Below are 26,825 nucleotides of genomic sequence, written 5' to 3'. Positions count from 1 at the left end.
AGAATGAAGGAATGAATAAAAAATTAAAATATTTTATAGAAACTTGGGGTTGTCAAATGAATGAAGAGGACTCTGAAAAACTATCTGGTGGATTAAAGCCATTAGGACATGAAAGAACCGAGAAAAAAGAAGAAGCAGATGTTATAGTATATAATACTTGTTGTGTTAGAGAAAATGCAGAACAAAAGGTAGAAGGTAACTTAGGGGCTCTTAAAAAGCTTAAAAAAGAAAAACCTGAAACTGTAATAGCTATAACAGGTTGTATGATGCAACAAGAAGGAATGGCAGAAAGTATAATAAAGAAGTTTCCATATGTTGATATTATAATAGGTACACACAATGCTTATAAATTTAATGAATATTTAAGTAGAGCATTAGGTGGGGAAAGACCAATAGTTGAAGTTTGGAATAAAGAAGATGATATAATAGAAGGTCAACCTATAGATAGAGCAAGTAGTATAAAAGGTTTTGTTACTATAATGTATGGATGTAACAATTTCTGTACATATTGCATAGTACCTCATGTTAGAGGAAGAGAAAGAAGCAGACAACCAGAGCAAATAGAAAACGAAATAAGAGATATGGTTAAAGAGGGATATAAAGAAATAACTTTATTAGGTCAAAATGTAAACTCATATGGTAAAGGATTAGAACCAGAAATAAACTTTGCTCAATTATTAAGAAGAATTAATAAAATAGAAGGTTTAGAAAGAGTGAAATTTATGACATCTCATCCAAAAGATTTAAGTGATGAAGTTATAGAAGCAATAGCTGAATGCGATAAACTATGCGAATGCATACACTTACCAGTTCAATCAGGTTCATCTAGAATTTTAAAGAAAATGAATAGACATTATGACAGAGAACAATATATGGAACTTATAAGAAAAATAAAAGAAAGAATACCAAATGTAGCTTTAACTACTGATATAATAGTTGGTTTCCCAGGTGAAACAGAGGAAGATTTTGAAGAAACATTAAGCTTAGTTAAGGAAGTTGAATATGATTCAGCATTCACATTCTTATATTCTAAAAGAAAAGGAACACCAGCAGATTTAATGTTAGATCAAGTACCAGAAGAAGCTAAAAAAGCAAGATTCAATAGACTTGTGGAAGCTGTAAATGAAATATCTGCTAAAAAAAATAAAGCTTACGATCAACAGATTGTTGAAGTTTTAGTTGAAGGACTTAGCAAAAACGATGAAAGTAAGTTAGCAGGAAGAACAAGAACAGGTAAACTTGTGAATTTTGCTGGAAATAAAGAAAATATAGGAAAACTTGTTAATGTTAAAATAATAAAGGCACAATCATTCTCGTTAATTGGGGAAGAAGTATAAAAAAGAGCGACATTGTCGCTTTTTTTATACTTTATAAGTTTGGATAAAAGTTAATAAGGAGGATCAAGTTATGGCATTAACGCCGATGATGAAGCAATACTTTAGTGTGAAGGATAAATGTAAAGATGCAATAGTCTTTTTTAGATTAGGAGATTTTTATGAAATGTTTTTTGAAGATGCAAAACTTGTATCTAAAGAATTGGAATTAACTCTTACTGGAAGAGACTGTGGGCTTGAAGAAAGAGCTCCAATGTGTGGTGTACCGTTCCATTCTGCAGAAACATATATTGGTAGATTGGTAGCTAAAGGATATAAAGTTGCCATATGTGAACAGGTAGAAGATCCAGCAGTTGCAAAAGGCATAGTTAAAAGAGACGTGGTGAAAATATTAACTCCTGGTACTTATACTGAAGGTAGTTTTTTAGAAGATCGAAAAAATAATTTTTTAATGGGAATTTCTATTTTACAAGATAATTGTGCTGTATCATTTTGTGATGTTTCAACAGGAGAATTTTATTGTAGTGATTTTAAATATGATAAAACAATAATTTTAGATGAAATTGCAAAATTTAATCCTAAAGAAATAGTTTTATCTACAAGTATTACTAAAGATTTAGTTTTTGATATAAATGATAGATTTGAAGCTTCAATATCATATTTAGATGATCAGTATTTTAATACAGAAGAAATTAAAATAACAGAACAGTTTAGAAATTTTAATGATATACAAATGAACAAAGTGTTATTAACTGCAATAAATGGTCTTTTAAATTATATTATAGAAACTCAAAAGGTAAAAATGTCACATATAGATATAATTGAAAGCTATAACATAAATGACTATTTAGTTATAGATGGAAGTTCAAGAAGAAACTTAGAAATAACAGAAAGTTTAAGAGATAAAAATAAAAAAGGATCTTTATTATGGGTTTTAGATAAAACAAGCACTGCAATGGGGGGCCGTAGACTAAGAAATTGGGTAGATCAACCTCTTGTAGATAAAGAAAAAATAGTTTTGAGACAGGATGCAATTGAAGAACTTGTAAAAAATATATCTAAAGAAGAAGATTTAAAAGATGCATTAAAAGAAGTATATGATATAGAAAGACTAGTAGGTAAAATTAGCTCAAAGAGCATAAATGCAAAAGAACTTATTTCATTAAAGAATTCTATTGAGAAAATACCTACAATAAAACAAGTTTTAACAAATTTTAAAAGTAATTTGCTTATAAAGGTATTAAATGAATTAGATGATTTAAAAGACATTTATGAAATATTAGACAAGTCAATAAGTGATAATCCAGCTATATCTGTAAAAGAAGGAAATATAATAAAAGATGGATTTGATGAGAGGATAGATGATTTTAGAAATTCAAAACGTTGTGGGAAACAATGGATTGCTAATTTAGAAAGTACAGAAAAAGAAGAAACTGGCATAAGGTCTCTAAAAGTAGGATATAATAAAGTTTTTGGTTATTATATAGAAATAACCAAAGCAAACTTAGCATTGGTACCAGAAGGCAGATATATAAGAAAACAGACATTATCTAACGCAGAACGTTTTATAACTCCAGAATTAAAAGAAATGGAAGAAAAAATATTAGGTGCTGAAGATAAGCTTATGTCATTGGAGTATGAAATATTTGTAGATATACGTGATATGGTTGAAAATCATGTGGATAGAATGAAAATATCATCTAAACTTATATCAGAGTTAGATTGTCTATGTTCTTTAGCTAGAGTTGCAAGAGAAAATGGATATATAAAACCTAATATTAATACTAAAGGAATATTAAAAATTGAAGATGGAAGACATCCTGTGGTTGAGAAAATGTTAGATGTAAATGAGTTTGTAGCTAATGATACTAAGTTAGATACTAAAAATAATCAATTACTATTAATAACAGGACCTAATATGGCAGGTAAATCCACATATATGAGACAAGTTGCACTAATAACATTGATGGCTCAAATAGGGAGTTTTGTTCCGGCTAAATTTGCAGATATATCTATTTGTGATAAAATTTTTACAAGAATAGGGGCCTCCGATGATTTAGCTGGTGGGAAAAGTACTTTTATGGTAGAAATGTGGGAAGTTTCTAATATTCTTAGAAATGCTACAAATAAAAGCTTAATATTATTAGATGAAGTAGGAAGAGGTACTAGTACTTATGATGGATTAAGTATTGCATGGTCTGTTATAGAATATATTTGTAAAAACTCAAATATGAAATGCAAAACTTTATTTGCTACACATTATCATGAATTAACAAAATTAGAAGGAATGGTAGAGGGCGTTAGAAATTACTCTATAGCAGTAAAAAAAATTGATAACTCTATAATCTTTTTAAGAAAAATTATAGAAGGTGGGGCAGATGAGTCTTATGGTATAGAGGTTGCAAAGCTTGCTGGTATACCTGAAACTGTTATAGATAGAGCAAGGGAAATTCTATGCAAATTAGAATGTGATAATAAAGAAAAAGATAAAGATGTAATTTTAGAAATAAGTGATAAAGGATATAAGGAAGAAAAAGAAGAAGAAACTCCTTGTAAAGAAGTTGCTATAGATAAACTAAAAAAGGAAGAAGATGCTGTTGCTGAGCAATTAGGATTTTTACAAACTGTTGAAAACAATGAACTTATAGAAGAAATGAAAAATATTGATTTATTAAATATGACAATAATTGAATGTGTAAATAAATTAAATGAATTAATTATAAAAGCAAAAAAATTATAAAAACTTCAAGCATTAGATTTAATATAGGAGGTGAATTTATGAAAAGAATAAATGTTTTGGATAAAGCTACAACTAACAAAATAGCAGCAGGAGAAGTAGTGGAGAGAGCAAGTTCAGTTGTTAAAGAATTGATTGAAAATAGTATAGATGCTAACAGTAGCAACATAACAATTGAAATTGAAGATAGTGGTAATAAGCTTATAAGGATATGCGATGATGGATATGGGATATATAAAGAAGATATAGAAAAAGCTTTTATGCCACATGCTACAAGTAAAATAAAAGAACTTGATGATATATATAAAATAAATAGTTTTGGATTTAGAGGAGAAGCATTGGCTAGTATAGCTGCTGTTTCAAAAGTTAAATTAAAGAGCAAAACAAAAGAAGATGATTTTGGTGTAGAAATAATAATAAATGGTGGAGAGAAAAAAAGTCTTTTAGATGCACCTTCTAATGATGGAACCCTTATAGAAGTTAAAGATTTATTTTATAATGTTCCAGCAAGACAAAAATTCTTAAAATCTCCACAAAGAGAGTCCTCATTAATTTCTGATTTAGTATTAAGATTAGCCCTTGCAAATTATGGAGTATCATTCAAACTTATTAATAACGGTAAAAATGTAATAACAACTTATGGAACTGAAAACATAGAAGATACTATAAGAATTTTATATGGGAAACAAGTAAGTGAAAATATAATTTCTTTTGAAAGCCATAATGACATAGCATCTGTATATGGATATATAGGAAATAGTGAAATAAGTAGAGGAAGTAGAAATAGACAAAGTATTTTTGTAAATAAGAGGCTTATAAAAAGTAGTACTATAACAGCAGCAGTTGAAAATGCATTTAAGTCCTTCCTTACAGTAAATAAATTTCCGTTTTTTGTATTATTCTTAGATATATTTCCAGAATACATTGATCCCAATGTACATCCATCTAAAGCTGAAATAAAATTTTATGATGAAAGAAGTATATTTAAGTTAGTTTTTAATGCAGTTCATCAGGCTTTAAGAGAGTATTTAAGAGAATCTTTTGAAATAGATGAAGAGGTTAATTTAAAAGAATTAGAGAAAGTAGAAGAAATTCCAAAAGTAGAGTATAAGCAAGAAAGTATACATAAGGATTTTTTTCAAAATAATATAGATTTAAACAAGATTAAGTTAGAAATTTTACCAGTGGATTTAAAAAATAATGATATAGAGAGTAATATGGTAAAAGAGGACAAAGAGGAATTTAAAGGAAGAGCTACGTTAAATGCCTATATAAACGTTGCTGAAGATAAAATAGAGGCAGTTAATAATAATTATGTAAAATGTAATGAAGAAATAAATCTAAAAAAAAGTACTCCTATTTGCAATGAAAAATTAATTTCTAAATTTCCACCTATTAGAATAATAGGGCAATTTAATAACACTTATATAGTAGGTGAATGTAATAAGGAACTTATTTTAATAGATCAGCATGCTGCTCATGAAAAATATCTTTTTGAAAAATATAAAAAATCTATAGAAAATTTATCAGTAGTTAGTCAATTGTTAATTACTCCTATAATATTAGAATTAAGCTTTGATGAATATCCATATTACGAAGAAAATAGGGAGGTTTTTATAAAAGCTGGATTTAATATTGAAGAGTTTGGCAATAATACAATAAGTATTAGAGAAGTTCCAATGTTTTTAGGTAAGCCGGATTTTAAAACATTATTTTATGATATTTTAGATGACCTTAAAAACATGGGAACTGGAAATACTGTAGATATAAAATATAATAAGATTGCAACACTAGCATGTAAGGCCGCTGTAAAAGCTAATGATAAGTTGACTATAAATGAGATGGAAAAACTTTTAGAAGATTTAAGATATATGGATGATCCATTTACTTGTCCGCATGGTAGACCTACAACTATAAAAATGACATTAACGGAGATAGAAAAAAAATTTAAGAGAATACAATAATACATTATAGGTTTGGGTGAGGTATATGAAAAATTTATTAATTATTGCAGGACCTACTGCAGTTGGAAAAACAGAAATATCTATAAAGCTTGCTAAAGAAATTAATGGGGAGATAATTTCCTGTGATTCTATGCAAATTTATAAAGATATGGATATAGGTTCAGCTAAAATTTTAGAAGATGAAATGGATGGAGTGCCACATTATCTTATAGATATTATAGAACCTAATGAAGAATTTAGTGTTGCTGCATTCAAGGAAAATGCAGAGAATATCATAGAAGATATTGATAAAAGAGGAAAAGTTCCTATGGTTGTAGGGGGAACTGGTCTTTATATAAACTCATTAATATTTAATTATAGTTTTGGAGACACAAGTAAGGATGAAGGATATAGAAAAGAGTTAGAGAAAGTTGCTAATGAAAAAGGTAAAGATTACGTTCATAACATGTTAAAGGACATAGATATTGAAAGTTATGAAAAACTGTATCCTAATGATTTAAAAAGAGTTATAAGAGCTTTGGAAATATATAAGGTTACAGGGAAAACAATGAGCAAGTATTTATCAGAACAAAATATATATGATATACCTTATAATGTTCATTACTATGTTTTGAATATGAATCGCGAAAAGTTATATGAAAGAATTAACAAAAGAGTAGACATAATGATGGAAAATGGTCTTTTAGATGAAGTAAAGAAATTAAAAGATAAAGGATACACAAAAGATATGCAGTCTATGAAAGGTATAGGGTATAAAGAATTGCTTTTATACTTAGATGGAGAGATTTCATTAGAATGTGCTGTTAATATGATAAAACAATTTAGTAGAAATTATGCAAAAAGACAATTAACTTGGTTTAGGAAAGACAAAAGAGTAGTATGGATTGATAAAGATAATTTTACTAATGATGAAGAAATTGTAAATTTTATAAAAAATGATTTTAAAAAAAGAGAATTGTGTAATAATTAATATAACAATAGAATAAAATAGGAAGGATTTTCCTGAGTAATATAGAATAATATACAAGGAAGCTTTCTAAATTTTAGAATACATTATTGTTGATTAAAACCAAAACTATGGTAGATATGTACAGTTAATAGTTAACTGAAAGACTAATTGATACATTTGTGTTTATCTATAATAAATAGTGAAAATTGGGGTATTTAAAAACTATGGAGGTGCTTAAAATGAGTAAATCAACAAATAATTTACAAGATATATTTTTAAATGGTGCAAGAAAGAACAGAATTCCTGTTACAATTCATTTAACTAACGGATTTCAAATAAAAGGAAATGTAAATGGGTTTGATAGTTTTACAGTTGTTTTATTTTCAGAAGGAAAACAAATGCTAATATACAAACATGCAATATCTACAATAACTCCTGCAAAGGCTATATTATTTAACAATAACAACAATAATAATGAGAATAAAGAATCTCAACATGAATTTTAAAATTAATTAAATTATTTTTAGGTTAAGGATTTAAATATAATTTTATTGAAATTATTTAAAAAAACTCGGCAAAATAGCTGAGTTTTTTTATTTGTAATAATAATAGGAAAGGCTTGTGAATATATTATTACAAGAACAATTTATTACTTATTATTATGGAGGGAGAGAATTAAGATGAGTAAGAAATCTCAAATATTGCAGTCTTTCAAGGAAGGTAAAAGTATAGAAGAAATAATATCTCTTGGGTTTGAAGGAAAATATGTTAAAAAAATTATTAATCAATATAAAAAAGAAAATGATTTTAAAGTGAATTTAGCAGAAAAAGAAGAAATTCATGAAGACATAAAGGATGAATTAAAAGAAGATTTAGGATTTGAGTTTGATGAATCTGTAGAGCAAATACAATGTGAAATTTTAAATACATCTCAAAAAGATTTAAGAGAAGTTATGGAGTTTTTAAACAAAAATACAGATAAAATAAAAGAAATAAATTTAAATATTATTTTAAATGGAAATAATGAGTGTGAAGATTATATAAAGACAGAAACTGAGGAGCCATATAATCCTATAGATCAAATTAAAAGTGCTGGGGAAGAAAAAGTACGAGAGTACTTATCAAAATTAGATATAAAGGAATTAAAAGAAGTAATGAAAAAATACACACCAGACCCTAAGAAAATAGCAAATAAATGGAGAAATAAAGAGAAACTAATTAACTTTATAGTTGAAAAATCAAAATAAAAAATAAAATTACATCGCAAGTGTTTAATTTTATAGAAAATTCTATGGAGGTGGAAGTTAAAGCGCTACACCTCATTTTCTTTGTTTTATTATAGGATTTGATTATTGTTTTTTACTATGGTAGTATTATGATGTTAATTAAGTAATAAGGAGAGAACATAATGTTAGACATAACTAAAGATTTTTTAATTAAAAGTTTCAATATAAATCAGGAAATATTCGAATTATCGCAAAAAGCATTAGAAGATGTTAAAGGTGAATTTGAAAAACTAGATGAAATAAAAGAATATAATCAAATGAAAGTCTTAAATGCATTACAAGAAGAAAGAATTAGTGAGATGCATTTTACAAATTCTTCAGGATATGGATATGGAGATATAGGAAGAGATGCTTTAGATAGAGTTTATGCCAAGATATTTAATACAGAAGCAGCACTTGTAAGACCACATTTTGTTAATGGAACTCATGCTATAGGAGCAGCATTATTTGGTAACTTAAGACCTAATGATACTATGCTTAGTGTTTGTGGATCACCTTATGATACATTACATAATATAATAGGAATTAGTGGTGAAGAAAATATAGGTTCACTTAGAGAATATGGTGTTAAATATAAACAAATAGAATTAAAAAATAATAAAGTTGACATAGAACTTATGAAAACTACAATTAAAGAAGATAGTAGTATAAAACTTGTACATATTCAAAGATCAACAGGTTATGGTTGGAGAAATTCATTATTAGTAAATGAAATAAAAGTTATAATAGAAGCTGTAAAAGAAATAAACCCAGAAGTTATATGCTTTGTTGATAACTGTTATGGAGAATTTATTCAAACTATAGAACCAACAGATGTTGGAGCAGATTTAGTAGCTGGTTCTCTTATAAAAAATATAGGTGGAGGAATTGCACCTACTGGAGGATATATAGCTGGTAAGGGAAATTATGTAAATCAAGCAGCTTATAGATTGACAATACCAGGAATTGGTGGAGAATGTGGTTCTACATTTGGTGTTATGAGAAGCTTATTTCAAGGATTATTTTTAGCGCCGCATATAGCTATAGAAGCAGTTAAAGGAGCTATATTTTGTGCAAGAATAATGGAACTTTCAGGTTTTGAAGTATTACCTAAATATAATGATGAAAGAAGCGATATAATACAGGCAATAAAATTTAATGATAAAGAAAAGTTAATAAAATTCTGTAAGGGAATTCAAAAAGGTTCTCCAGTAGATTCTCATGTTGAATGTGAACCATGGGATATGCCTGGATATACTGATCAAGTAATTATGGCCGCTGGTGCTTTCATACAAGGATCTTCTATTGAACTTTCAGCAGATGCACCAATAAGAGAGCCATATATTGCATATCTACAAGGTGGATTAACTTTTGAACATGCTAAAACAGGAATATTAATAGCTTTGTCTAAAATGATGTAAAAATAAAGCAAATTTAATTGCTATAATTTTTATTGTATAGATTTCAGAGTGTCGAAAAGTCGACACTCTTTGTTTTTGGAAAAAATATAGGGAAACAAGCTCCAATTTAAATTTATTCAATAACTTTAAAATATTTTCACACAAGATACAGTGTTGAATTTAAAGTTATTCGGAGCATGTCTCACTATTTTAGGTATTCAAGTTTTGGAATGGATAATTTAAAAAGTCAACTTGGAACCCTATAACTTGGGTGATAAATTATGATAACAGTAAAAAACAAATAAAATACCTCAATATTAAAATAGACTGTATCAAATTGAGTTAAAAACTCTAATTTAATACAGTCACTAAACAGTTAAATATATAAATCTATGAAGAACTAGTTGCATTAAATTTATACATAAGAATCTGAAGAGGCCAGTCACACTAATTGTGTGTTACACCACTTTAGATATAAAAAACTAATTACCTTCTTACTTGATTATTAGCAACAGTTACTTGAATTACATGTTGTTATTGCGCCAAGGTTTGCGTTGTTGATGTTAAGAGTACCAACAGTAAGTGCACTAGTAACAGTTGCAACTACAGTATAGGTACAACAATCATCAAAGCAAGAATCACAGTCACAAACGAAGAATGAGAATGTTTGTGATGAAACTAATGCTGCTAATTCAAATGTCCATGCAGGTCCAACAGGAATAGGTGCAAGTTGACATTTACAAAGTTTAAATACTTGGAAGTTTATAATTCCTGTGAAAGCAACTGGAGCAACAAGATTACTTGCAAATTCTAGTTTTGTAACAGGTTTACAAAAGCAAGAATTATTTAAAGTAATAGAACTAACTGTAAATGTTGTTCCAGCTACTGAACCAGCAGGAATTGTAGTTGCACTAGGAGTTCCACATTTTATAATAGTTGGACATGGATTATTTTCTTTCTTAGAACAATTATGGTTATCAGTATAATGTTTATGATTATCATTACAACAATTTTTTGACATTGAATTCATAAATGAACCCTCCTTTAATTTAGATAAATTTAATTAGAAATTACTAAATGGCAAATTAAATTGCGTAGTAATTTTTTGATGTTTTTCCTATATTATATAAGTATTATAGGAAAATGGTGATGATAATCTGTTGATGTCATTTTACTAATTATAATATCAAGCATCACAATCACAATCGCAATGGCAATCGCAATCGCAATCACAATCACAATCTGGGAACAAAGGCTCTAAATTTTGATCTGGATAGAACTTAGGAATTGGAGCTTTTTCAAATCTTTCACATGGATTTTCTTCAGGCTCTTTTTCACATGGCTCTTTTGGAACTGGACAGTAGCCATAAGTAGGAATTAGAAGTTGTACAATAAGCTCACATTTTACAACGATGTAGTAGCCTAAAGTAATATCCAAAACATCATTACAGTTTTCATCTTTTAGTAATCTACCATCTAGAGCGTTAGCAACCATTTCAAGTTTTATTATATTAGAATCTAAATCTTCAGCATTTTGAACCGGTATAAAGCTAGCAGAAATTTGAGCTATAGAATCAGGACAATAGAATTTTCCAATTACATCTGTTCTGTTAATTTCAAACAATTCACATTGATTCATACCGTTTGCATCAATGTAATCTGAATAGAAAGAAATTCTGTAAGAAATAACTAGTTTTTTAAAGCCTGGTTTACCTATAAGCGGAATTTTTTCTACTGAAAGCAATGTTAAATTAAAATCTCTACTATTAATATATATCTTTGGATTTATTAATGGATTGCTTCTTAATTCACAATCCGTTGTATTTGTATCAGAACCTGCACAGTATACAAGACATCTTTTTATTAAGCATTGATCAAAAATTTTAGGTACTTCAATGCAGACTAATTCAGAAGGGTCTGGTAAACAACCTTGTTTATTTACAAGACCGGGACGTGGTGAAAATTTCCTCAAGTTAATGGACATACATTCTCCTCCTCTTTAAAAATATAATAAATATAAGTTTATTTATTGCTTATAATGTATTATATGTTAAAAAATAAAAGTTGTGAAAAATAATTTTTTGTTTTATAGAAGGGCATAATAAGTGTTGGCTAAGAATATAATTTTATAAAGGATGAGATGTAGTAATTATGATATATCCATATATGCTAATGATATCTAGGGTTTTTTTAAGTTAACAATAAAGAATTAGTTTGTAAAATAATATACAGAAATGAAAAAAATGCATAAAATTTACTATACTAGTAGGATGCCTAGTAAAAAGTTTTTATAGTCATAGAATAAATTATCTGTATTGCATGTAGTCCGGTGATTATAACTAAAACTTCAATATATATTATATATATTTTAATAGGAATAAATTGCTTTAAAAGGAACCAAAAAAATAAATAATTGCATGTAGCTATAAAAATTTTATATGTCTAAGAAAAAATATCTTGAAAATATAGCAACTTTGAAGGAATTTATTTTAAGGATGAATAGGTGAATTCAAGTTGAAGGTGTTTTGGGGGGGTTAAAGAAGACTACGGTTTTAGAAGATTTGTTATGTGTGGAAATATTAAGGTTATAACTAAGTTTTTATTAATGGTATTTAGATACAATGTCAATAATTTATATAATAAAACTCTTCACAAATCCAATGGTAAGCTAGTTCATAAAAAGCCATATTCGTAATAAAATTTAAATTATGGATAAATATTTTTACCCTATATTTTGTTGTACCTGAAAATTTGCCGTTTAAAATTAAATACATAAAACTCCATAAATAAAATACCAAAATATTAAAATAGACTGTATCAAATTGAGTTAAGTACTCTAATCTAATACAGCCACCAAACAGTTAAATAAATTATTAATTAGATAAATTTATCAAGAATTAGTTGCATTAAATTTATACATCAAGAGTTGAAGAGGTCAGTAACACTATTGTGTGTTACACCTACTCTATATATAAAATTAATTAGCTTTTTACTTAATTATTAGCAACAATTACTTGAATTACATGTTGTTATTGCGCCAAGGTTTGCGTTGTTGATGTTAAGAGTACCAACAGTAACTGCACTAGTAACAGTTGCAACTACAGTATAGGTACAACAATCATCAAAGCAAGAATCACAGTCACAAACGAAGAATGAGAATGTTTGTGATGAAAGTAATGCTACTAATTCAAATGTCCATGCAGGTCCAACAGGAACAGGTGCAAATTGACCTCTACAAAGTTTAAATACTTGGAAGTTTATAATTCCTGTGAAAGCAACTGGAGCAACAAGATTACTTGCAAACTCTAGTTTAGTAACAGGTCTACATAAACAAGAATTATTTAAAGTAATAGAACTAACTGTAAATTGTGTTCCAGCTACTGAACCAGCAGGAATTGTAGTTGCACTAGGAGTTCCACATTTTATAATAGTTGGACATGGTCTATCGTCTTTTTTACAACAATTATTGTTATCATTACAACAATTATGGTTATCATTACAACAATTATGGTTGTGATTACAACACTTATGGTTATCGGTACAACAGTTTTTTGACATTGAATTCATAAATGAACCCTCCTTTAATTAGATAAATTTAATTAGAAATTACTATATGCAAATTAATTCATATATAGTAATTTTTAATACTTCTCCTATAATATATGATTATTATAGGAGAATGGTGATGATAATGTATTGATTTCATTTTACTAATTATATTTTCAATAATTGTCATCGCAATCTGGGAATAAAGGCTCTAAATTTTGATCTGGATAGAACTTAGGAATTGGAGCTTTTTCAAATCTTGCACATGGATTTTCTTCAGGCTCTTCTGCACATGGTTCTTTTGGAACTGGACAGTAGCCGTAAGCAGGAACTAAAAGTTGTACAATAAGCTCACATTTTACAACGATGTAGTACCCTAAAGTAATATCTAAAACATCGTTACAGTTCTCATCCTTTAATAGTTGACCATCTAGAGCGGTAGCAACCATTTCAAGTTTTATTATATTAGAATCTAAATCTTCAGCATTTTGAACTGGTACAGTACTAGCAGAAATTTGAGCTATAGAATCAGGACAGTAAAATTTACCAATTACATCTGTTCTATTAATTTCAAAAAATTCACATTGATTGACACCATTTTCATCAATATAATCTGAATAGAAAGAAATTTTGTAAGAAATAACTAGTTTTTTAAATCCTGGCTTTCCTATAAGTGGAATTTTATCTACTGAAGTTAATTCTAAATTAAAATCTCTACTATTAATATATCTCTTTGGATTTGTTAATGGATTACTTCTTAAATCACAATCTGTCATATTTGTGTCATGACCTTGACCATATACAAGACATCTTTTTATTAAGCATTGATCGAAGATTTTAGGCACTTCAATACAGACTAATTCAGAAGGATCTGGTAAACGTCCCTGTTTATTTACAAGACCGGGACGTGGTGAAAAATTCCTCAAGTTAATGGACATAAATTCTCCTCCTCTTCAAAAAAATATAGTAAATATAAATTTTTTTATTGTTTATAATATATTGTATGTTAAGCAATAAAAGTTGTGAAAAATAATTTTTTATTTTACAGAAGGGCATAATAAGTTTTTACTAAAAATATAATTCTATAAAGGGGGGAGTGGAATGAGTAGTATATATCCATGGATATATGTTGATTATGCAAATAATATATGGAAATTTTTTGAAAATAATAATAAAGAATTAGTTTACAAAATTATGTATGGAGAAGGAAAGTGGACGAAAGAAAGTCTTATTGATAGAGATGTATTAGGATTTGCTGTGTATGTAGAGGAAGATGAAACGATACATATAGTCTACAGCAACATTAAAGGAGAATTAAAATACTGTACCATGAAAGATAAACAATGGGTAGGAACGATTCTTTATAAAATACAAATTGATGAATTTAAAATACAAAACTTAAAAGTTGAAATTATTGGAGATAATATGCATATTTTTTATTTGCTAGTAGGTAATGATGATAGTGATGGTAGTAATCATGGAGTGTTAATGCATTGTATATGGAATGGAAGAGAAACTAGAAGCACTACATTGCAGGATATTATGTTAGTACCTAATTTAAGAGAACACTATTTAATAAATGTAAATGAAAATAATAATATTGATATGTTTTTTATTACTGATGAAGGTGATGAGATATCCTTAAATTATTATAGCTTTGAAAATCTTAAATGGGGCTCTGTAAATAGGCTTTATGGTATTCAAGGTGATGATATAGGATTTGAAGTATTAAGAGATCAAGAAGATATTCATATATTAAATAAGTCTAGAGAAGAGTCTATAAATTTTCTTGACCACGTTTATATAGATATGACTGGAAATATTCAAGAATTCAGAGTTCATGAAAGTAATGATAAATTAGAGGAACCTTTATTATTTATTAAAAATAATAAATTGTATTCCTGTTGGTTAGAGCAAGGCAAGATTTTTTACACAGTTTTTAATGATGGAAAGTGGAGTAGTGCATGCTACTTTGATAGAGGAGACGAACTTGCAGTAAGTCGATATAATTGTTTTATTCGTATTGATGATAAGAGTTCAATTAAATCAATGGGAGTTTATGGAACTAATGAGTTAGATTTGAGTCTATTGATTCCAAGTTGGTTTGTAGTAGATAATAAGGATTTGTTGAAATATGATGAGGTAGATAAAGTTAACACAGATACACCATATGAAGAAAAAACAGTTAAAAACTTAAAACTTGAATTATCTAGGATAGCATCAGAGAAGATGAGTTTAGAAAGAAAAATTGATTCCTTAAAGATACAATTGCAAAAGAAGCAAAGATTTATGAAAGATTATGAAGAAAAGATTGTAAAAGTATTAGAACAAAAACATAAGGTGGAAGAAAATTATAATATATTCTTAGAATTGCAGCAGAAGACTCAAAAAGACTTAGAGGATATAAATCAGCAGCTATTGGAAGAAAGAGAGATTAAAACAAGTATTGAAAGTGAATTAGAAGAATTTAAAGAAGAAAATATAGTAATTAAACAACAAATTAAGATGATAAGTGAAGAAAAGGAAAAATTGCATAAAGAACTTGAACTTGAAAAGAATCAATCCATTATGGAGAGATTATTAGGAAAAAGATCAAGTGAAATATAGAATCACTTTTAAGATTTTAGGATATACAATAAAAAAGTAGAGAATTATTATAATTTGCATTAAAAAAAATATGTAGCCCACTACAGTATATAGGATTGTAAGATAAGAAAAAAATGAGAACTATGAATTAGTTGAAAAGATCTGCTTAACCAGATCTTTTCATATTTTTTTATTGAATAATAAGCACTCATAAAGCATATTCTTTAGTATAAGTAATTGAGGGGGAGAGCGACTTTATGATTGATAAAGGAAAAAAGACAATTTATTATGTATCAAATTTAGGTACAGGCATGGTGTCTATTATTGATGGAGAAAATTATTCTATTATAAAGGAAATTGAAATAGGTCCAAGGCCACAAAATATCATAGTAGATGAAAAAAACAATGTGTATATAGCCAGTGATAGAAATGGTAAAGTCACGCTCATTAACGACTTATATGATTCTAATAAAACATGGCATATGCCTAATAATGGTAATATACAGGTGGATTCAATCACTGAGAATATTTATGTTTGCGATACTGAAGAAGTATGTATTTATAGTTTAAAAACTGGTGAAAAAATTGAATGCTTAACAGGTTTTATTGCTGCAGATAGCTTAAAACTTGATAAGGATAAGAAAAAATTATTTGTGTTGGATATTTTACAAAATGAAATAAAAGTTTATGATACATCAGATTTTAATTTAATTAAGAAATACAAAGATGTTGGGACTTCACCTAACTATATTCTCATATCGGAAAATGAAAAGGAGATTTATATTTCTAACAAAGGAGTTAATAGATTGAATTATACAAGTAATATTTCCGTGTTAGATATTGAAAGTGGAGGTATTTCATATATACATTTAGAAAAGGGATCTGCTATTACTGCCCTGGAGCAGGATGAAAAAAATTTATATGTAGCAAATAGTGGATTACATAGAATCGATGTTATAAATATATTAAAAAAAGAATGTGTAGCAACAATAAAAACAACTCTAACAGAATTACAAAGACTTCGATTATCTCCTGATAAAAAGAAATTACTTGTAACTAGTAGAAGTAATGATGGAAAGGGAGTAATTGATATAATAGATACTTCTAGTAACACTATTGTAGATACATTTACATTTAAACAAAAGAATAGTCTTCCATATGATATTGGAGTGGTTAGTCATGGTGAATTTGAGGTACAAGATGAATCTTTTATTTTTACGAATTCAGAAGATAAATTGAAACAAAAAAATGAAACTACAATACTTGTTAAAAAAGTTTTATCAAACTATCAAGAAAAGATAATTTTCCCTGAAGTGTCAGTTAATATATCTTTAGAAGAAACAGAAATTATAAATATAGAAGAAATTATATTTAAAAAATGTGAAATTATAAATGAAACAAAAAATAGAAGTGTTATAGATGATAGAAAAGATTATTCAATAATAGAATATAATTTTTATATCCCATATTGCATAGAATGTATTGACAAACAACAACGAAAATATACTATTGAAGGAAAATTGGAGGGAATTCAGAAAGCTACATTATATATACCTGCTTATGTAGAGCAGCAGGGAGTAGAATTTGTAATCAATTCTTTTGCTAAATTGACAAGTATTCCGATTATTATTAATAAAAATTTGAAATTTGATGTTAGTGTTTTAATTTCAACAAAAGCAATTGTGGATGAAATAGTAGTTATTCCATTTTGTAAGGACTGTAAGATGTGGCAAATGGAAGATGAAAAAATGAGGGAAAATAATGATTAACGAAAAATACGATTGTTATTTCATTAAGCAAAAAGATAATACAATCCTAAAATTTTCTTATGATAGTGAAAAAGGGGTATATTATCAAATATTTATAAAGCATAACTGGTCCGATAAGAAGAGTATTTATAAAGAAAGTTTAAAATACTTCTATGTATTAGAGGAGTGCAATGGGAAAATTAATGTTTTCTGTCAGGATATTTGTGGTGATATTATTTTATGTACATTAGAAGGAATAAAATGGAATTATAAAACGCTTCTTCATATGAAGTATGATTCAATTATGCCTATATATATTAGAGCATTCTTTCATTTAAATCATATTCATTTGTTATATAACATAATAGATAAACATACTTATTCAGAAGTGCTAGTTCACCAAATTACTGAAAATGGAGTGAATCTAGGTAATCCACAAGTAATTAATAAGTTAGATTATTGCAATAAAACTCCATATTTTATTTATGAAGATTCTAAATCAAATCTATTATTATTAAACACTATGTTAGATGGGAGATATAAATTAACTTCTAGAAATTTTCATATTATAGAAAAGCGATGGGGAAAGCAAGAAGTTATATATACATCATTATTACCTTACGTAGATTTTACTTTTTGCGTAGAAGAAAGCAGAAATCATTATCTGTTTATTACTCAAGATAATCAGAGTAATACAGTAATTTATCAGTATAAAGAAATAGGATTACAAAGAAATGTTATACTGTTTCAATGTGAAAAGATTGACTCTTGTGTATTAGTAATATTAAAGGGTGTATTATGGGCTTTGTGGATTTGTAATGACGATCTTTATGGATGTTTTTCTAAAAATCATGGAGAAAATTTTAGTAATCCAAGGGTATATAAGCACTTTGATAATGAAGTGCCTATAAAAGTATTTTACCAAGAATATTTAGAAGATATAAAAGATAAAAATTGTTTCTATGAGATATACGCAATTAGTGTAAATGGACAAGAACAAATGTTTTTGCAAGAACTTTTAGAAAAATCAATGAATATACAAGAAGATGATACGGGAGAGGATTCAGATTATAAAATGGTAGAATTAAAAGATTATTTTACAAAAATAGAAATACTTAAAATGGAAAAAGAACAATCTCAAGCAAAATTAAAAATTGTAGAAGAAGAATTAAAAAGATTGAATCAAGCTATAAAGTATGAAAAAAATCAAGCAATAAAGTTTAAATATCAATTTTATAAGGAAAAAGAGAAGGGTAAGATATACATTAATGATAATGATAAATTAAAAGAAAAAAATAGATATTTAGAGAATAAGCTACTATTAAAGGATAAAGAAAAAATATCTATTGAAGAAAAATTAGTTGAAAAAGAAAACGAAAATGAAATTTTAAAAAAGCAAATAAATCTTATGGAGATTCAAAATTTATCTAATTCAGAAAAGCTTATAAATGAAAGTAATAATGAAAAATCTGCACAAATAAAATTCTCTTTGACTAAATGGTTATTTGAGGATTAAATAAAAAATGAATGAAAATAAAAGGACATAGCATATATTTTATATAAGGAAGAATTTTTATTTTGGTTTAATAATTTATTAATTTATATAAATATGAGTAAAATTCAATATATAAAAATATATTGAAGATAAAATAATAATGACTCAATATTAAAAAACTGTAATTTCTAAAACTTTTATAGTAGAGATTACAGTTTGTTTTGTAAAAATTCATTTATAATGATATAATTTGCAAGTATAATAGTTGCAATGGACACTATAATAGATGAAGATATAAAAATATAGCCTTATATTTAAGCTTTAAGGAGAGAGATATATATGGAAAAAGATTTTAAAAATTTAAAAATACAAGAAAATATTATTAATGCTCTAAAATTACAAGGGATAAAAGTTCCTACATCAATACAAGGAAAAACTATAGAGCATATACTAGAAAATAAGGATTTAGTTGGTGAAAGTGAGACTGGTAGTGGAAAGACTTTAGCTTATTTGCTTCCAATATTTGAAAAAATAGATATAGATAAAAAAGAAAATCAAGTTATAATATTAACACCAACACATGAGTTGGCAGTACAAGTACATAAAGTTATAGATAAATTATCTAAAGATAGCAAAATGAACATAACATCTACAACTATAATTGGAAATGTAAATATAAAACGTCAAACTGAAAAGTTAAAAGAAAAACAACATATAATAATTGGTTCTGGCGGAAGAATATTAGAACTTATAAAAAAAAGAAAAATATCAGCTCATACAGTTAAAACAATTGTTTTAGATGAATGTGATAAACTTTTAGATGAAAATAATAACGAGGTTACAAAGGCTGTAATAAAAACTACTTTAAGAGATAGGCAACTTCTATGCTTTTCAGCAACTGTTACAGAAGAAGTGTTAAAGTTTGCCAATGAATCTATGAAAGATCCAGTTATAATAAAAGAAGATAAAGTTCCAATGGCTAATAAAAATATAGAACATATGTGTTTTTTATGTGATAAAAGAGATAAAACATTAATGGTAAGAAAATTAGTTGCAGCGTTAAAACCTAAAAAAGCAATCGTGTTTATAAATAATAGTAATGATGTAGAAGTTATAACAGATAAATTAAAATATCATGGATTAAAAGCTGTATCCATTTCAGGAGGAGATTTTAAATCAAACAGAAAAAAATCCATGGATGAATTTATAAATGGAAAAAGTAATATTCTGGTATCCTCAGATTTAACAGCTAGAGGAATTGATATAAGAGGAATAACACATATAATAAATATAGATTTACCTGGAAATGAAATGGATTATCTTCATAGGTCAGGTAGATGTGGAAGAGGAAAAAATAAAGGTATTTCTGTGTCAGTAATTACAGAAATAGAAAAGCCATTAATAACTAAATTAGAAAATAAATTTAAGATAACCATTCCCTTAAAAGAATTATATTTTGGCAATATAGTTAACGATGAAGAAAAAAAACAAATGAAGACATATAATAAAGTTAGTAGCAAGGGTAAAAAAGACAAACAAAAAAATTATAAAGAAAATAAGAAACAACATAACTCAAGTGAATATTGGAAAAACAAAAAGAATAAGTAATTATCGTAGAAAAACACTATCAAATATATAAAGGTTGATGGTGTTTTTATTTTAAGAAATTGATTTTCAGTTTTATTTATTACTTTTTAACTTATTTATTAATTGATAAATAAGATTTTATAAATAAACTTTAAAATTTTTATATAAAATGTGATGTTAAAATCTAAGTTATTTACAGAGTATCTCACTATTTTAATTGGAAAAGTTTTGAAATAGAAAATTTTAAAAGTGAACTTGGAATTACATGTTCATAAAGATTAATGGTTATTTAAGAGATTTTAAATTTATAATTGTAAATAAAGCAAGCTATATGCTATAATAGTGAACGTGTCTATACTCAGAACACTAATTGTAAAAAAATACTGATTTTAGATGATTAGTTATATTTACAAAAGAATAAATTTAAATTATTTGGAGGGTACATATTAATGATACAAGCAACTAACATTAGTTTAAGATATGGTGGAAGAAAACTTTTTGAAGATGTTAATATAAAGTTTACTGAAGGAAATTGTTATGGAATAATAGGAGCAAATGGAGCAGGAAAATCTACTTTCTTAAAAATATTATCAGGGGAAATAGAGGCAAATACTGGAGAAGTATCTATAACATCTGGTGAAAGAATGGCTGTTTTAAAGCAAGATCACTTTGAATATGATGAAGTAGAAGTATTGAAAACAGTTATGATGGGTCATGAAAAATTGATTCAAATAATGGATGAAAAAGATGCACTATATGCAAAACCAGATTTTACAGATGAAGATGGAATAAAAGCATCAGAACTTGAATGTGAATTTGCAGAATTAAATGGATGGGAAGCTGAAAGTGAAGCAGCTACATTATTAAATGGTTTAGGAATTACTGAAGAATTACATACAAAATTAATGAAAGATTTAAGTGGTCCAGAAAAAGTTAAAGTACTACTTGCTCAAGCTTTATTTGGAAAACCAGATATTTTAATAATGGACGAACCAACTAACCACTTAGATATAAAATCTATAACTTGGCTTGAAAACTTCTTATTAGACTTTGAAGGAACTGTAATAGTTGTATCCCATGACAGACACTTCTTGAATAAAGTATGTACACATATGGCAGATGTGGATTTTGGAAAAATTCAACTTTATGTTGGAAACTATGATTTTTGGTATGAATCAAGTCAGTTAGCACTTCAAATGTCAAAGGATCAAAATAAGAAAAAAGAAGAGAAAATTAAAGAGCTTCAAGCCTTTATAGCTAGATTTAGCTCAAATGCATCTAAAGCAAAGCAAGCTACTAGTAGAAAGAAACAATTAGATAAAATCACATTAGATGATATACAACCATCTACAAGAAGATATCCTTTTGTTGGATTTAAACCAGAAAGAGAAGCTGGAAATGACATTTTAGAAGTTAAGAACTTAAGTAAAACTATAGATGGAGTAAAAGTTTTAGATAATATTAGCTTTAGAGTAAATAAGAATGATAAAATAATATTTTTAGGTGAAGGTATTGCAAAAACTACTTTATTTAAGATTTTAGTGGGAGAACTAGAAGCTGATAGTGGTGAGTTTAAATGGGGAGTTACAACTTCTCAAAGTTATTTTCCAATCGATAACTCAAAGTATTTTGAGAATTGTGACTTAACTTTAGTTGATTGGTTAAGACAATATTCTGAAGAAAAATCTGAGAGTTTTATAAGAGGATTTTTAGGAAGAATGTTATTTTCTGGAGAAGAAGCATTAAAAAAATCTTCTGTATTATCAGGAGGAGAAAAAGTTCGTTGTATGCTATCTAAGATGATGTTAAGTTCTGCTAATATATTAATTTTAGACGAACCAACTAACCACTTAGACCTTGAATCAATAACATCTGTAAATAATGGACTTATAAACTTTACAGGAACACTATTCTTTACATCACATGACCATCAATTTATTCAAACAATAGCTAACAGAGTTATAGAAATAACTCCAAATGGAATTATGGATAGAACTATGACATATGATGAGTATTTAGAAAGTGATGAAATTCAAAGTAAAGTTCAAGAAATGTATAAAAAATAATTAAAAAATGACTTAAGATAATAAAATTATCTTAAGTCATTTTTTATGTATAAGAATAGAAGTATATGGATAAAAATGGAACCTAACTTCTAAAGGGGGAATAGAATAGTATAAATAGCACTTTTGAGGTGATTTTTATATGAGTATGAACATAGAAGTAGAAAAAAGTATTGTAAATAATTATTGTAGTGATATAACGATAGAAGGTAAGCAGATAGGAAGTAGTGGAATGAATTCTGGTGAAAAAAAGTTAAATAAAGCAAAGGTTCCTGTTTTACTTGCTACTGTATTCATGAAGACTACTATATTAGAAGAGGTAACAATTCCAGAAGGTTATATAAGTATAGAAGAATGTAAAAGAGATGTTTTTATAAAAAGTTGCAAAATTCTATCTGATAATTTAATTGTGGAGGGATATGTATTAAAAGATATTTCTTATGCTACACCTAAATATAGTGATAGAGATTTAGAAACACATAATTTTTGTGAAAATTATTTAAGAAATGTAAAAATAAAAGTTCCATTTAATATTTCTACTATTATAAGTGAACTTAATTCTAATGGGTTTGTAGAAAATAGAAATGATAAAGTTTTCAATAAGGATAATAAAAAAAGATATTTTGAAGAAAATTTCAATACACTGTCAATATGTGAAAATTATTTTAAAAATTCTTTGACCTTTAATGATTTGCCTTATGGTGATTTAACTGGTTGGACAATAGATGGAGTGGATAATTATAAAAGAGGAAATAAAGATACCAAAGTATATAAAATATTTAGTGAGAAAATTTCATTAAATTTAGATTTTGATATATATGTAAAAAAATATGTAGAAGTAAATGTTATTTAATAATGTATAAAAAATAATAATTATTTTATTTCAAAACATGTTTAGCTATAATAAATTGTTTGTAAAAAAATGTAGAGGTTTGTAACCAAAACAAATAAATACAATATATTATAGTATAAAGCTTGTAATGCGGCTTTATTTATATATTGTGATTATACTATATTTTGAGGTGAAAAAATAATGAGCAATAATTGTATACCAAACTTATTACCAAGTGGATGTCCAACACGTGATTGTAGTGATATAGAACTAGAATCTACTATATTAACACCTACAGGAACTTCTCATAGAAGACATGGTGAAAAGAAAATAAGAAAAATAGGTGAAGCAAAAATTAGTGGTGTAATAATTGATCACGTTCAAATTCCAGAGGGATTTGTTGAAATAAAAGGAATAAAAAGAACTCCTATAATAAACCAATGTAAAATAATAGATCATATGCTAATTGTTGAAGGATATATTATAAAAGATATAAAATATGCTACTCCTATAGATCCAACAATAGACACAAGTAGATGTAGAACTTACAGAAATAATTTAAATGATATAATTATAAAAGTACCATTTAGTTTTGCTAGTCCATTAGATAGGCGTATAAGATTGCCAAGACCGGAAGCAAGAGAAAGAAGAAGATTTGAATATTTCAACAATACAATAGAACCATGTGATAAAGGTTTTATGGGTCAATCATTATGTGATGGAGAGGAATTTGAAAGTGTAACATTATTTAGACCGCCTTTTGCAGAATTAATATCATGGTCAATACGAGAAGGAGACATTTTAAGAAAATGTGATGAACACTGCTGTGAAGGAGAACTATATTCTATATTAACAGAAAAAATAGTATTAACTCTTGAATTTGATATATTTAAAATTGAAATAGAAAGATGGCATTATAGTGGAGATTCTGATGGTAAAGGATGCTATGTTGTAGATGCTGATGAAGCAGTAGAAGATAATCAGTTAGTAGAAGATGATCAGTTAGTAGAAGATAATCAAGAGTAGGATAGAAGAATATATATAATTGAATATTGAAAATTAAAAAATAATGCAGAGTTGTAACAACTCTGCATTTTTAAAATAAAATAATATTATAGCAATGTTATGGTGGGGTATATATGGAATTAGAAATATTACTAATAAAAATAGCTGTGGAATTGATAATAAAAAAAATTAAAATTGATTCTAAAACTTTAAACTATATATTATTATATTTATATTTAGAAGAAATTGATCAAACATCTAAAAATAAAAAAAAAACAATAAATAAAATTAAGGATAGTAGTACTTATAAGATAGATTCAAAAGAACATAGTAAGAATACGGAAGTTGATAATACAAATATTAAAAAACATTATAAAGAAAGTAGGACATTAAATGAAGATGATTATTATAAAAAAAATCATTGTAAAGAATTAAAAGAAAATGAAAGAAAAAAAAGTTGTAAACGAATTTTAATTGAAGACTTTAATAAAAACAACAAAGAATATAATGATAATTATAAAAAAAACTATATAGATTCATATGAAGCTAAGCCTGATTATAATAGTGTTGATTTAAGTAAAATACAAGTTTGTGATAGTGCATCAATAGAAGGATATGAGAAAAACGATGCTGTTTTGAAAAAATCACAAGATGATAAAAGTATAAAAAAAGTAGAAGTTCAATTAGCTAATACAATTATTAATGACTTAGTAGTAGCAAATGTGGAATTTAATTTTCCAGTACTAAAAATATTGAGTGTTAGCAGTGAGCTTTTTATTTTAAATTCAAACTGTGTAAAAAGTAATAGAAATAATAAGGGGATATTAATATATGAAGGAATTTTACCTATAACAATAAAGTATTTAAAACCTAAGGATATTATAAAACATGGTTTCTCATGTGAAAGCGGATATTATGTGATTTATATTCCTTTGGAAGGGTCTAAGGAGATAGATTTACAGTTTGATCCTTTTACAAATAATAAAACTGTAATAAAAGATATAAAAATGATTATATCAAGATATACAGAAAATATACTAACAGAATTTGTACATTATTCACAGGAAAATGGTATATTTAAAAGTAAATATAAATTTGTGAATTCTTTCAATTATGATGTTGAAATATTAGAAGAAAAAAAAGTATTGATGTAGAAGTTACAAGCCTTAGATTATTAAAGTTATTCAAATATTTATTAGATTGGCATTAATATAAAGAAGCGCATTAATATATTGCGCTTCTTTGTTAAGATTAAAAAATTAAGCTTTATATGGATTGATATGGACCATACAATGTTTTATATTAGAGTTTTCTTCTATTAAATTATGAACTTTTGTTGCTATTGAATGGCCTTCATCTACCGTAAGGTTAGAATTTACGGAAATTGAAACATCTACATAAATTTTATTAGCATGAAGCCTTGTTCTTAACTTATCTATATTTTCAACTCCATCTATAGAGTTTATTTTGTTTTCTATTTCTAACACTGTATTTTTATCTGCAGATTGGTCTATAAGTTGAGATACACTTTCTTTTGCTATATTATAAGAAACTTTAATTATTAAAATAGAGATTACTAAAGCTACTAATGAATCTAATATAGGAAACCCCATTCTAGCGCCTAAAATTCCTAGAAGCGCTCCGATTGATGATAATGAATCAGATCTATGATGCCATGCATCTGCTTTTAGAGATGGGCTGTCTATTTTTTTAGCATATTTCATTGTGTAAAAATACATCCATTCTTTAGTTATTATAGAAATTATAGCTCCTAATATTGCAATGGAAGTTGGAACATTAAGATTTCCTGAAATTATGTTCTTAATACCAGTAAAACCAATACCAATAGCTACTATGAAAAGTAATATAGATAAAAATAGTGAAGATAAACTTTCTATTTTTTCATGTCCATAAGGATGAGATTCGTCAGCAGGTTTGCTAGAAAGTTTTAAACCTATAATAACACCTAAAGTGCTTATTATATCTGAAAAAGAGTGAATTCCGTCTGCTATCATTGCATTACTTTTTGATATAATTCCAATGAAAATTTTTACAAAAGATAATAGTCCGTTAACTATTATAGTGTTTTTACTAACTTTTACTCCGATTTTTAAATTGTTATTCATAATTCCTCCATTATCAATTGATATAACATAAATAGTTTATTTATATATAAGTATACTAACTATAATATACTAAAATTCCTGTTTTGTGAATAAAAACTAAATAAAAATATATGTGGATTTTATTATCAATTGAGAATGAAAACAACGGTTATTTAGTAATGAATATATATAATGCATAAGGGGAAAGA

At 26.8% G+C, this 26,825-nt stretch carries 20 protein-coding genes and 1 pseudogene; 16 read left to right on the top strand and 5 right to left on the bottom strand.

What is annotated here, in order from left to right; genetic code table 11:
* Positions 1-11: 11 nt before the first annotated feature.
* The 7 genes from miaB (at position 12) to KQI36_RS00830 (ending at position 9,670) form a co-directional block, all read left to right on the top strand.
* Positions 12-1,337, top strand: coding sequence for a tRNA (N6-isopentenyl adenosine(37)-C2)-methylthiotransferase MiaB (gene miaB / locus KQI36_RS00860; protein WP_216449249.1), 1,326 nt, complete (start codon positions 12-14; stop codon positions 1,335-1,337).
* Positions 1,338-1,407: 70 nt separating this feature from the next.
* Positions 1,408-4,074, top strand: coding sequence for a DNA mismatch repair protein MutS (mutS, locus tag KQI36_RS00855; RefSeq protein ID WP_216449248.1), 2,667 nt, complete (start codon positions 1,408-1,410; stop codon positions 4,072-4,074).
* A 38-nt stretch (positions 4,075-4,112) separates the two neighbouring features.
* On the top strand, positions 4,113-6,035 hold the full coding sequence (gene mutL, locus KQI36_RS00850) for a DNA mismatch repair endonuclease MutL (protein ID WP_216449247.1): 1,923 nt from the start codon (positions 4,113-4,115) through the stop codon (positions 6,033-6,035).
* Positions 6,036-6,060: 25 nt separating this feature from the next.
* Positions 6,061-7,005 (top strand): tRNA (adenosine(37)-N6)-dimethylallyltransferase MiaA, encoded by a 945-nt coding sequence (miaA, locus tag KQI36_RS00845; RefSeq protein ID WP_216449246.1) that lies wholly within the window; start codon positions 6,061-6,063, stop codon positions 7,003-7,005.
* A gap of 218 nt (positions 7,006-7,223) precedes the next feature.
* Positions 7,224-7,490, top strand: a complete 267-nt coding sequence (gene hfq, locus KQI36_RS00840; protein ID WP_010292053.1) for an RNA chaperone Hfq — start codon at positions 7,224-7,226, stop codon at positions 7,488-7,490.
* Positions 7,491-7,664: 174 nt separating this feature from the next.
* Positions 7,665-8,231, top strand: a complete 567-nt coding sequence (locus KQI36_RS00835; protein ID WP_216449245.1) for a hypothetical protein — start codon at positions 7,665-7,667, stop codon at positions 8,229-8,231.
* 161 nt (positions 8,232-8,392) lie between these two features.
* The gene (locus KQI36_RS00830) at positions 8,393-9,670 is read left to right on the top strand and encodes a methionine gamma-lyase family protein (RefSeq protein ID WP_216449244.1); all 1,278 of its coding nucleotides are present in this window, start codon (positions 8,393-8,395) and stop codon (positions 9,668-9,670) included.
* A 484-nt stretch (positions 9,671-10,154) separates the two neighbouring features.
* On the opposite strand, the gene KQI36_RS00825 is transcribed toward KQI36_RS00830, so the two are convergent.
* Both KQI36_RS00825 and KQI36_RS00820 read right to left on the bottom strand, forming a co-directional pair.
* Complete coding sequence (locus KQI36_RS00825) at positions 10,155-10,679, bottom strand: DUF4489 domain-containing protein (RefSeq protein ID WP_216449243.1); 525 nt, start codon at positions 10,677-10,679, stop codon at positions 10,155-10,157.
* A 156-nt stretch (positions 10,680-10,835) separates the two neighbouring features.
* Positions 10,836-11,633 (bottom strand): hypothetical protein, encoded by a 798-nt coding sequence (locus KQI36_RS00820; RefSeq protein WP_216449242.1) that lies wholly within the window; start codon positions 11,631-11,633, stop codon positions 10,836-10,838.
* Positions 11,634-12,076: 443 nt separating this feature from the next.
* On the opposite strand from KQI36_RS00820, the pseudogene KQI36_RS17935 reads away from it, so the two are divergent.
* Positions 12,077-12,344, top strand: a pseudogene (locus KQI36_RS17935) (transposase); the annotation flags it as partial.
* 305 nt (positions 12,345-12,649) lie between these two features.
* Here the strand turns inward: KQI36_RS17935 and KQI36_RS00815 are convergent.
* Together KQI36_RS00815 and KQI36_RS00810 are read right to left on the bottom strand one after the other, a co-directional pair.
* A complete protein-coding gene (locus KQI36_RS00815) occupies positions 12,650-13,216 on the bottom strand; it encodes a DUF4489 domain-containing protein (protein WP_216449241.1) in 567 nt (188 codons plus the stop codon).
* A gap of 155 nt (positions 13,217-13,371) precedes the next feature.
* Positions 13,372-14,133, bottom strand: a complete 762-nt coding sequence (locus KQI36_RS00810; RefSeq protein WP_010292045.1) for a hypothetical protein — start codon at positions 14,131-14,133, stop codon at positions 13,372-13,374.
* Positions 14,134-14,296: 163 nt separating this feature from the next.
* On the opposite strand from KQI36_RS00810, the gene KQI36_RS00805 reads away from it, so the two are divergent.
* From KQI36_RS00805 to KQI36_RS00770, 8 genes are all read left to right on the top strand, one after another.
* The gene (locus KQI36_RS00805) at positions 14,297-15,802 is read left to right on the top strand and encodes a hypothetical protein (RefSeq protein WP_216449240.1); all 1,506 of its coding nucleotides are present in this window, start codon (positions 14,297-14,299) and stop codon (positions 15,800-15,802) included.
* A 236-nt stretch (positions 15,803-16,038) separates the two neighbouring features.
* On the top strand, positions 16,039-17,550 hold the full coding sequence (locus KQI36_RS00800; RefSeq protein ID WP_216449239.1) for a YncE family protein: 1,512 nt from the start codon (positions 16,039-16,041) through the stop codon (positions 17,548-17,550).
* Positions 17,543-19,045 carry a hypothetical protein gene (locus KQI36_RS00795; protein WP_216449238.1) on the top strand — a complete coding sequence of 501 codons (1,503 nt, stop codon included), beginning with the start codon at positions 17,543-17,545 and terminating at the stop codon, positions 19,043-19,045. Before KQI36_RS00800 ends, KQI36_RS00795 begins: the two co-directional genes overlap by 8 nt.
* Positions 19,046-19,363: 318 nt before the next feature.
* Entirely contained in the window at positions 19,364-20,632 is a 1,269-nt protein-coding gene (locus tag KQI36_RS00790) for a DEAD/DEAH box helicase (RefSeq protein WP_216449237.1), read from the top strand.
* Between the two features lie 428 nt (positions 20,633-21,060).
* Complete coding sequence (locus tag KQI36_RS00785; protein WP_216449236.1) at positions 21,061-22,677, top strand: ABC-F family ATP-binding cassette domain-containing protein; 1,617 nt, start codon at positions 21,061-21,063, stop codon at positions 22,675-22,677.
* A 139-nt stretch (positions 22,678-22,816) separates the two neighbouring features.
* Positions 22,817-23,527: a hypothetical protein gene (locus KQI36_RS00780; RefSeq protein WP_216449235.1), complete on the top strand. Its 711-nt coding sequence runs from the start codon at positions 22,817-22,819 to the stop codon at positions 23,525-23,527.
* Positions 23,528-23,707: 180 nt separating this feature from the next.
* The gene (locus KQI36_RS00775) at positions 23,708-24,532 is read left to right on the top strand and encodes a hypothetical protein (protein ID WP_216449234.1); all 825 of its coding nucleotides are present in this window, start codon (positions 23,708-23,710) and stop codon (positions 24,530-24,532) included.
* 113 nt (positions 24,533-24,645) lie between these two features.
* On the top strand, positions 24,646-25,665 hold the full coding sequence (locus KQI36_RS00770) for a hypothetical protein (protein ID WP_216449233.1): 1,020 nt from the start codon (positions 24,646-24,648) through the stop codon (positions 25,663-25,665).
* A 105-nt stretch (positions 25,666-25,770) separates the two neighbouring features.
* Here the strand turns inward: KQI36_RS00770 and KQI36_RS00765 are convergent, their stop codons facing one another.
* Entirely contained in the window at positions 25,771-26,637 is an 867-nt protein-coding gene (locus KQI36_RS00765; protein ID WP_216449232.1) for a cation diffusion facilitator family transporter, read from the bottom strand.
* Positions 26,638-26,825 lie beyond the last annotated feature (188 nt).

Source organism: Clostridium senegalense, from assembly GCF_018916625.1.
GTDB lineage: Bacteria > Bacillota > Clostridia > Clostridiales > Clostridiaceae > Clostridium_J > Clostridium_J senegalense.
The sequence above is the reverse complement of the archived record's forward strand: the minus strand, read 5'-3'. Positions and strand labels throughout refer to the sequence as shown.

Excerpts from the sequence above, each read along its gene's own strand:
- miaB (WP_216449249.1), top strand. The coding sequence starts at position 12 with ATGAATAAAAAATTAAAATATTTTATAGAAACTTGGGGTTGTCAAATG.
- mutS (WP_216449248.1), top strand. The coding sequence starts at position 1,408 with ATGGCATTAACGCCGATGATGAAGCAATACTTTAGTGTGAAGGATAAA.
- mutL (WP_216449247.1), top strand. The coding sequence starts at position 4,113 with ATGAAAAGAATAAATGTTTTGGATAAAGCTACAACTAACAAAATAGCA.
- miaA (WP_216449246.1), top strand. The coding sequence starts at position 6,061 with ATGAAAAATTTATTAATTATTGCAGGACCTACTGCAGTTGGAAAAACA.
- hfq (WP_010292053.1), top strand. The coding sequence starts at position 7,224 with ATGAGTAAATCAACAAATAATTTACAAGATATATTTTTAAATGGTGCA.
- KQI36_RS00835 (WP_216449245.1), top strand. The coding sequence starts at position 7,665 with ATGAGTAAGAAATCTCAAATATTGCAGTCTTTCAAGGAAGGTAAAAGT.
- KQI36_RS00830 (WP_216449244.1), top strand. The coding sequence starts at position 8,393 with ATGTTAGACATAACTAAAGATTTTTTAATTAAAAGTTTCAATATAAAT.
- KQI36_RS00825 (WP_216449243.1), bottom strand. The coding sequence starts at position 10,679 with ATGAATTCAATGTCAAAAAATTGTTGTAATGATAATCATAAACATTAT.
- KQI36_RS00820 (WP_216449242.1), bottom strand. The coding sequence starts at position 11,633 with ATGTCCATTAACTTGAGGAAATTTTCACCACGTCCCGGTCTTGTAAAT.
- KQI36_RS00815 (WP_216449241.1), bottom strand. The coding sequence starts at position 13,216 with ATGAATTCAATGTCAAAAAACTGTTGTACCGATAACCATAAGTGTTGT.
- KQI36_RS00810 (WP_010292045.1), bottom strand. The coding sequence starts at position 14,133 with ATGTCCATTAACTTGAGGAATTTTTCACCACGTCCCGGTCTTGTAAAT.
- KQI36_RS00805 (WP_216449240.1), top strand. The coding sequence starts at position 14,297 with ATGAGTAGTATATATCCATGGATATATGTTGATTATGCAAATAATATA.
- KQI36_RS00800 (WP_216449239.1), top strand. The coding sequence starts at position 16,039 with ATGATTGATAAAGGAAAAAAGACAATTTATTATGTATCAAATTTAGGT.
- KQI36_RS00795 (WP_216449238.1), top strand. The coding sequence starts at position 17,543 with ATGATTAACGAAAAATACGATTGTTATTTCATTAAGCAAAAAGATAAT.
- KQI36_RS00790 (WP_216449237.1), top strand. The coding sequence starts at position 19,364 with ATGGAAAAAGATTTTAAAAATTTAAAAATACAAGAAAATATTATTAAT.
- KQI36_RS00785 (WP_216449236.1), top strand. The coding sequence starts at position 21,061 with ATGATACAAGCAACTAACATTAGTTTAAGATATGGTGGAAGAAAACTT.
- KQI36_RS00780 (WP_216449235.1), top strand. The coding sequence starts at position 22,817 with ATGAGTATGAACATAGAAGTAGAAAAAAGTATTGTAAATAATTATTGT.
- KQI36_RS00775 (WP_216449234.1), top strand. The coding sequence starts at position 23,708 with ATGAGCAATAATTGTATACCAAACTTATTACCAAGTGGATGTCCAACA.
- KQI36_RS00770 (WP_216449233.1), top strand. The coding sequence starts at position 24,646 with ATGGAATTAGAAATATTACTAATAAAAATAGCTGTGGAATTGATAATA.
- KQI36_RS00765 (WP_216449232.1), bottom strand. The coding sequence starts at position 26,637 with ATGAATAACAATTTAAAAATCGGAGTAAAAGTTAGTAAAAACACTATA.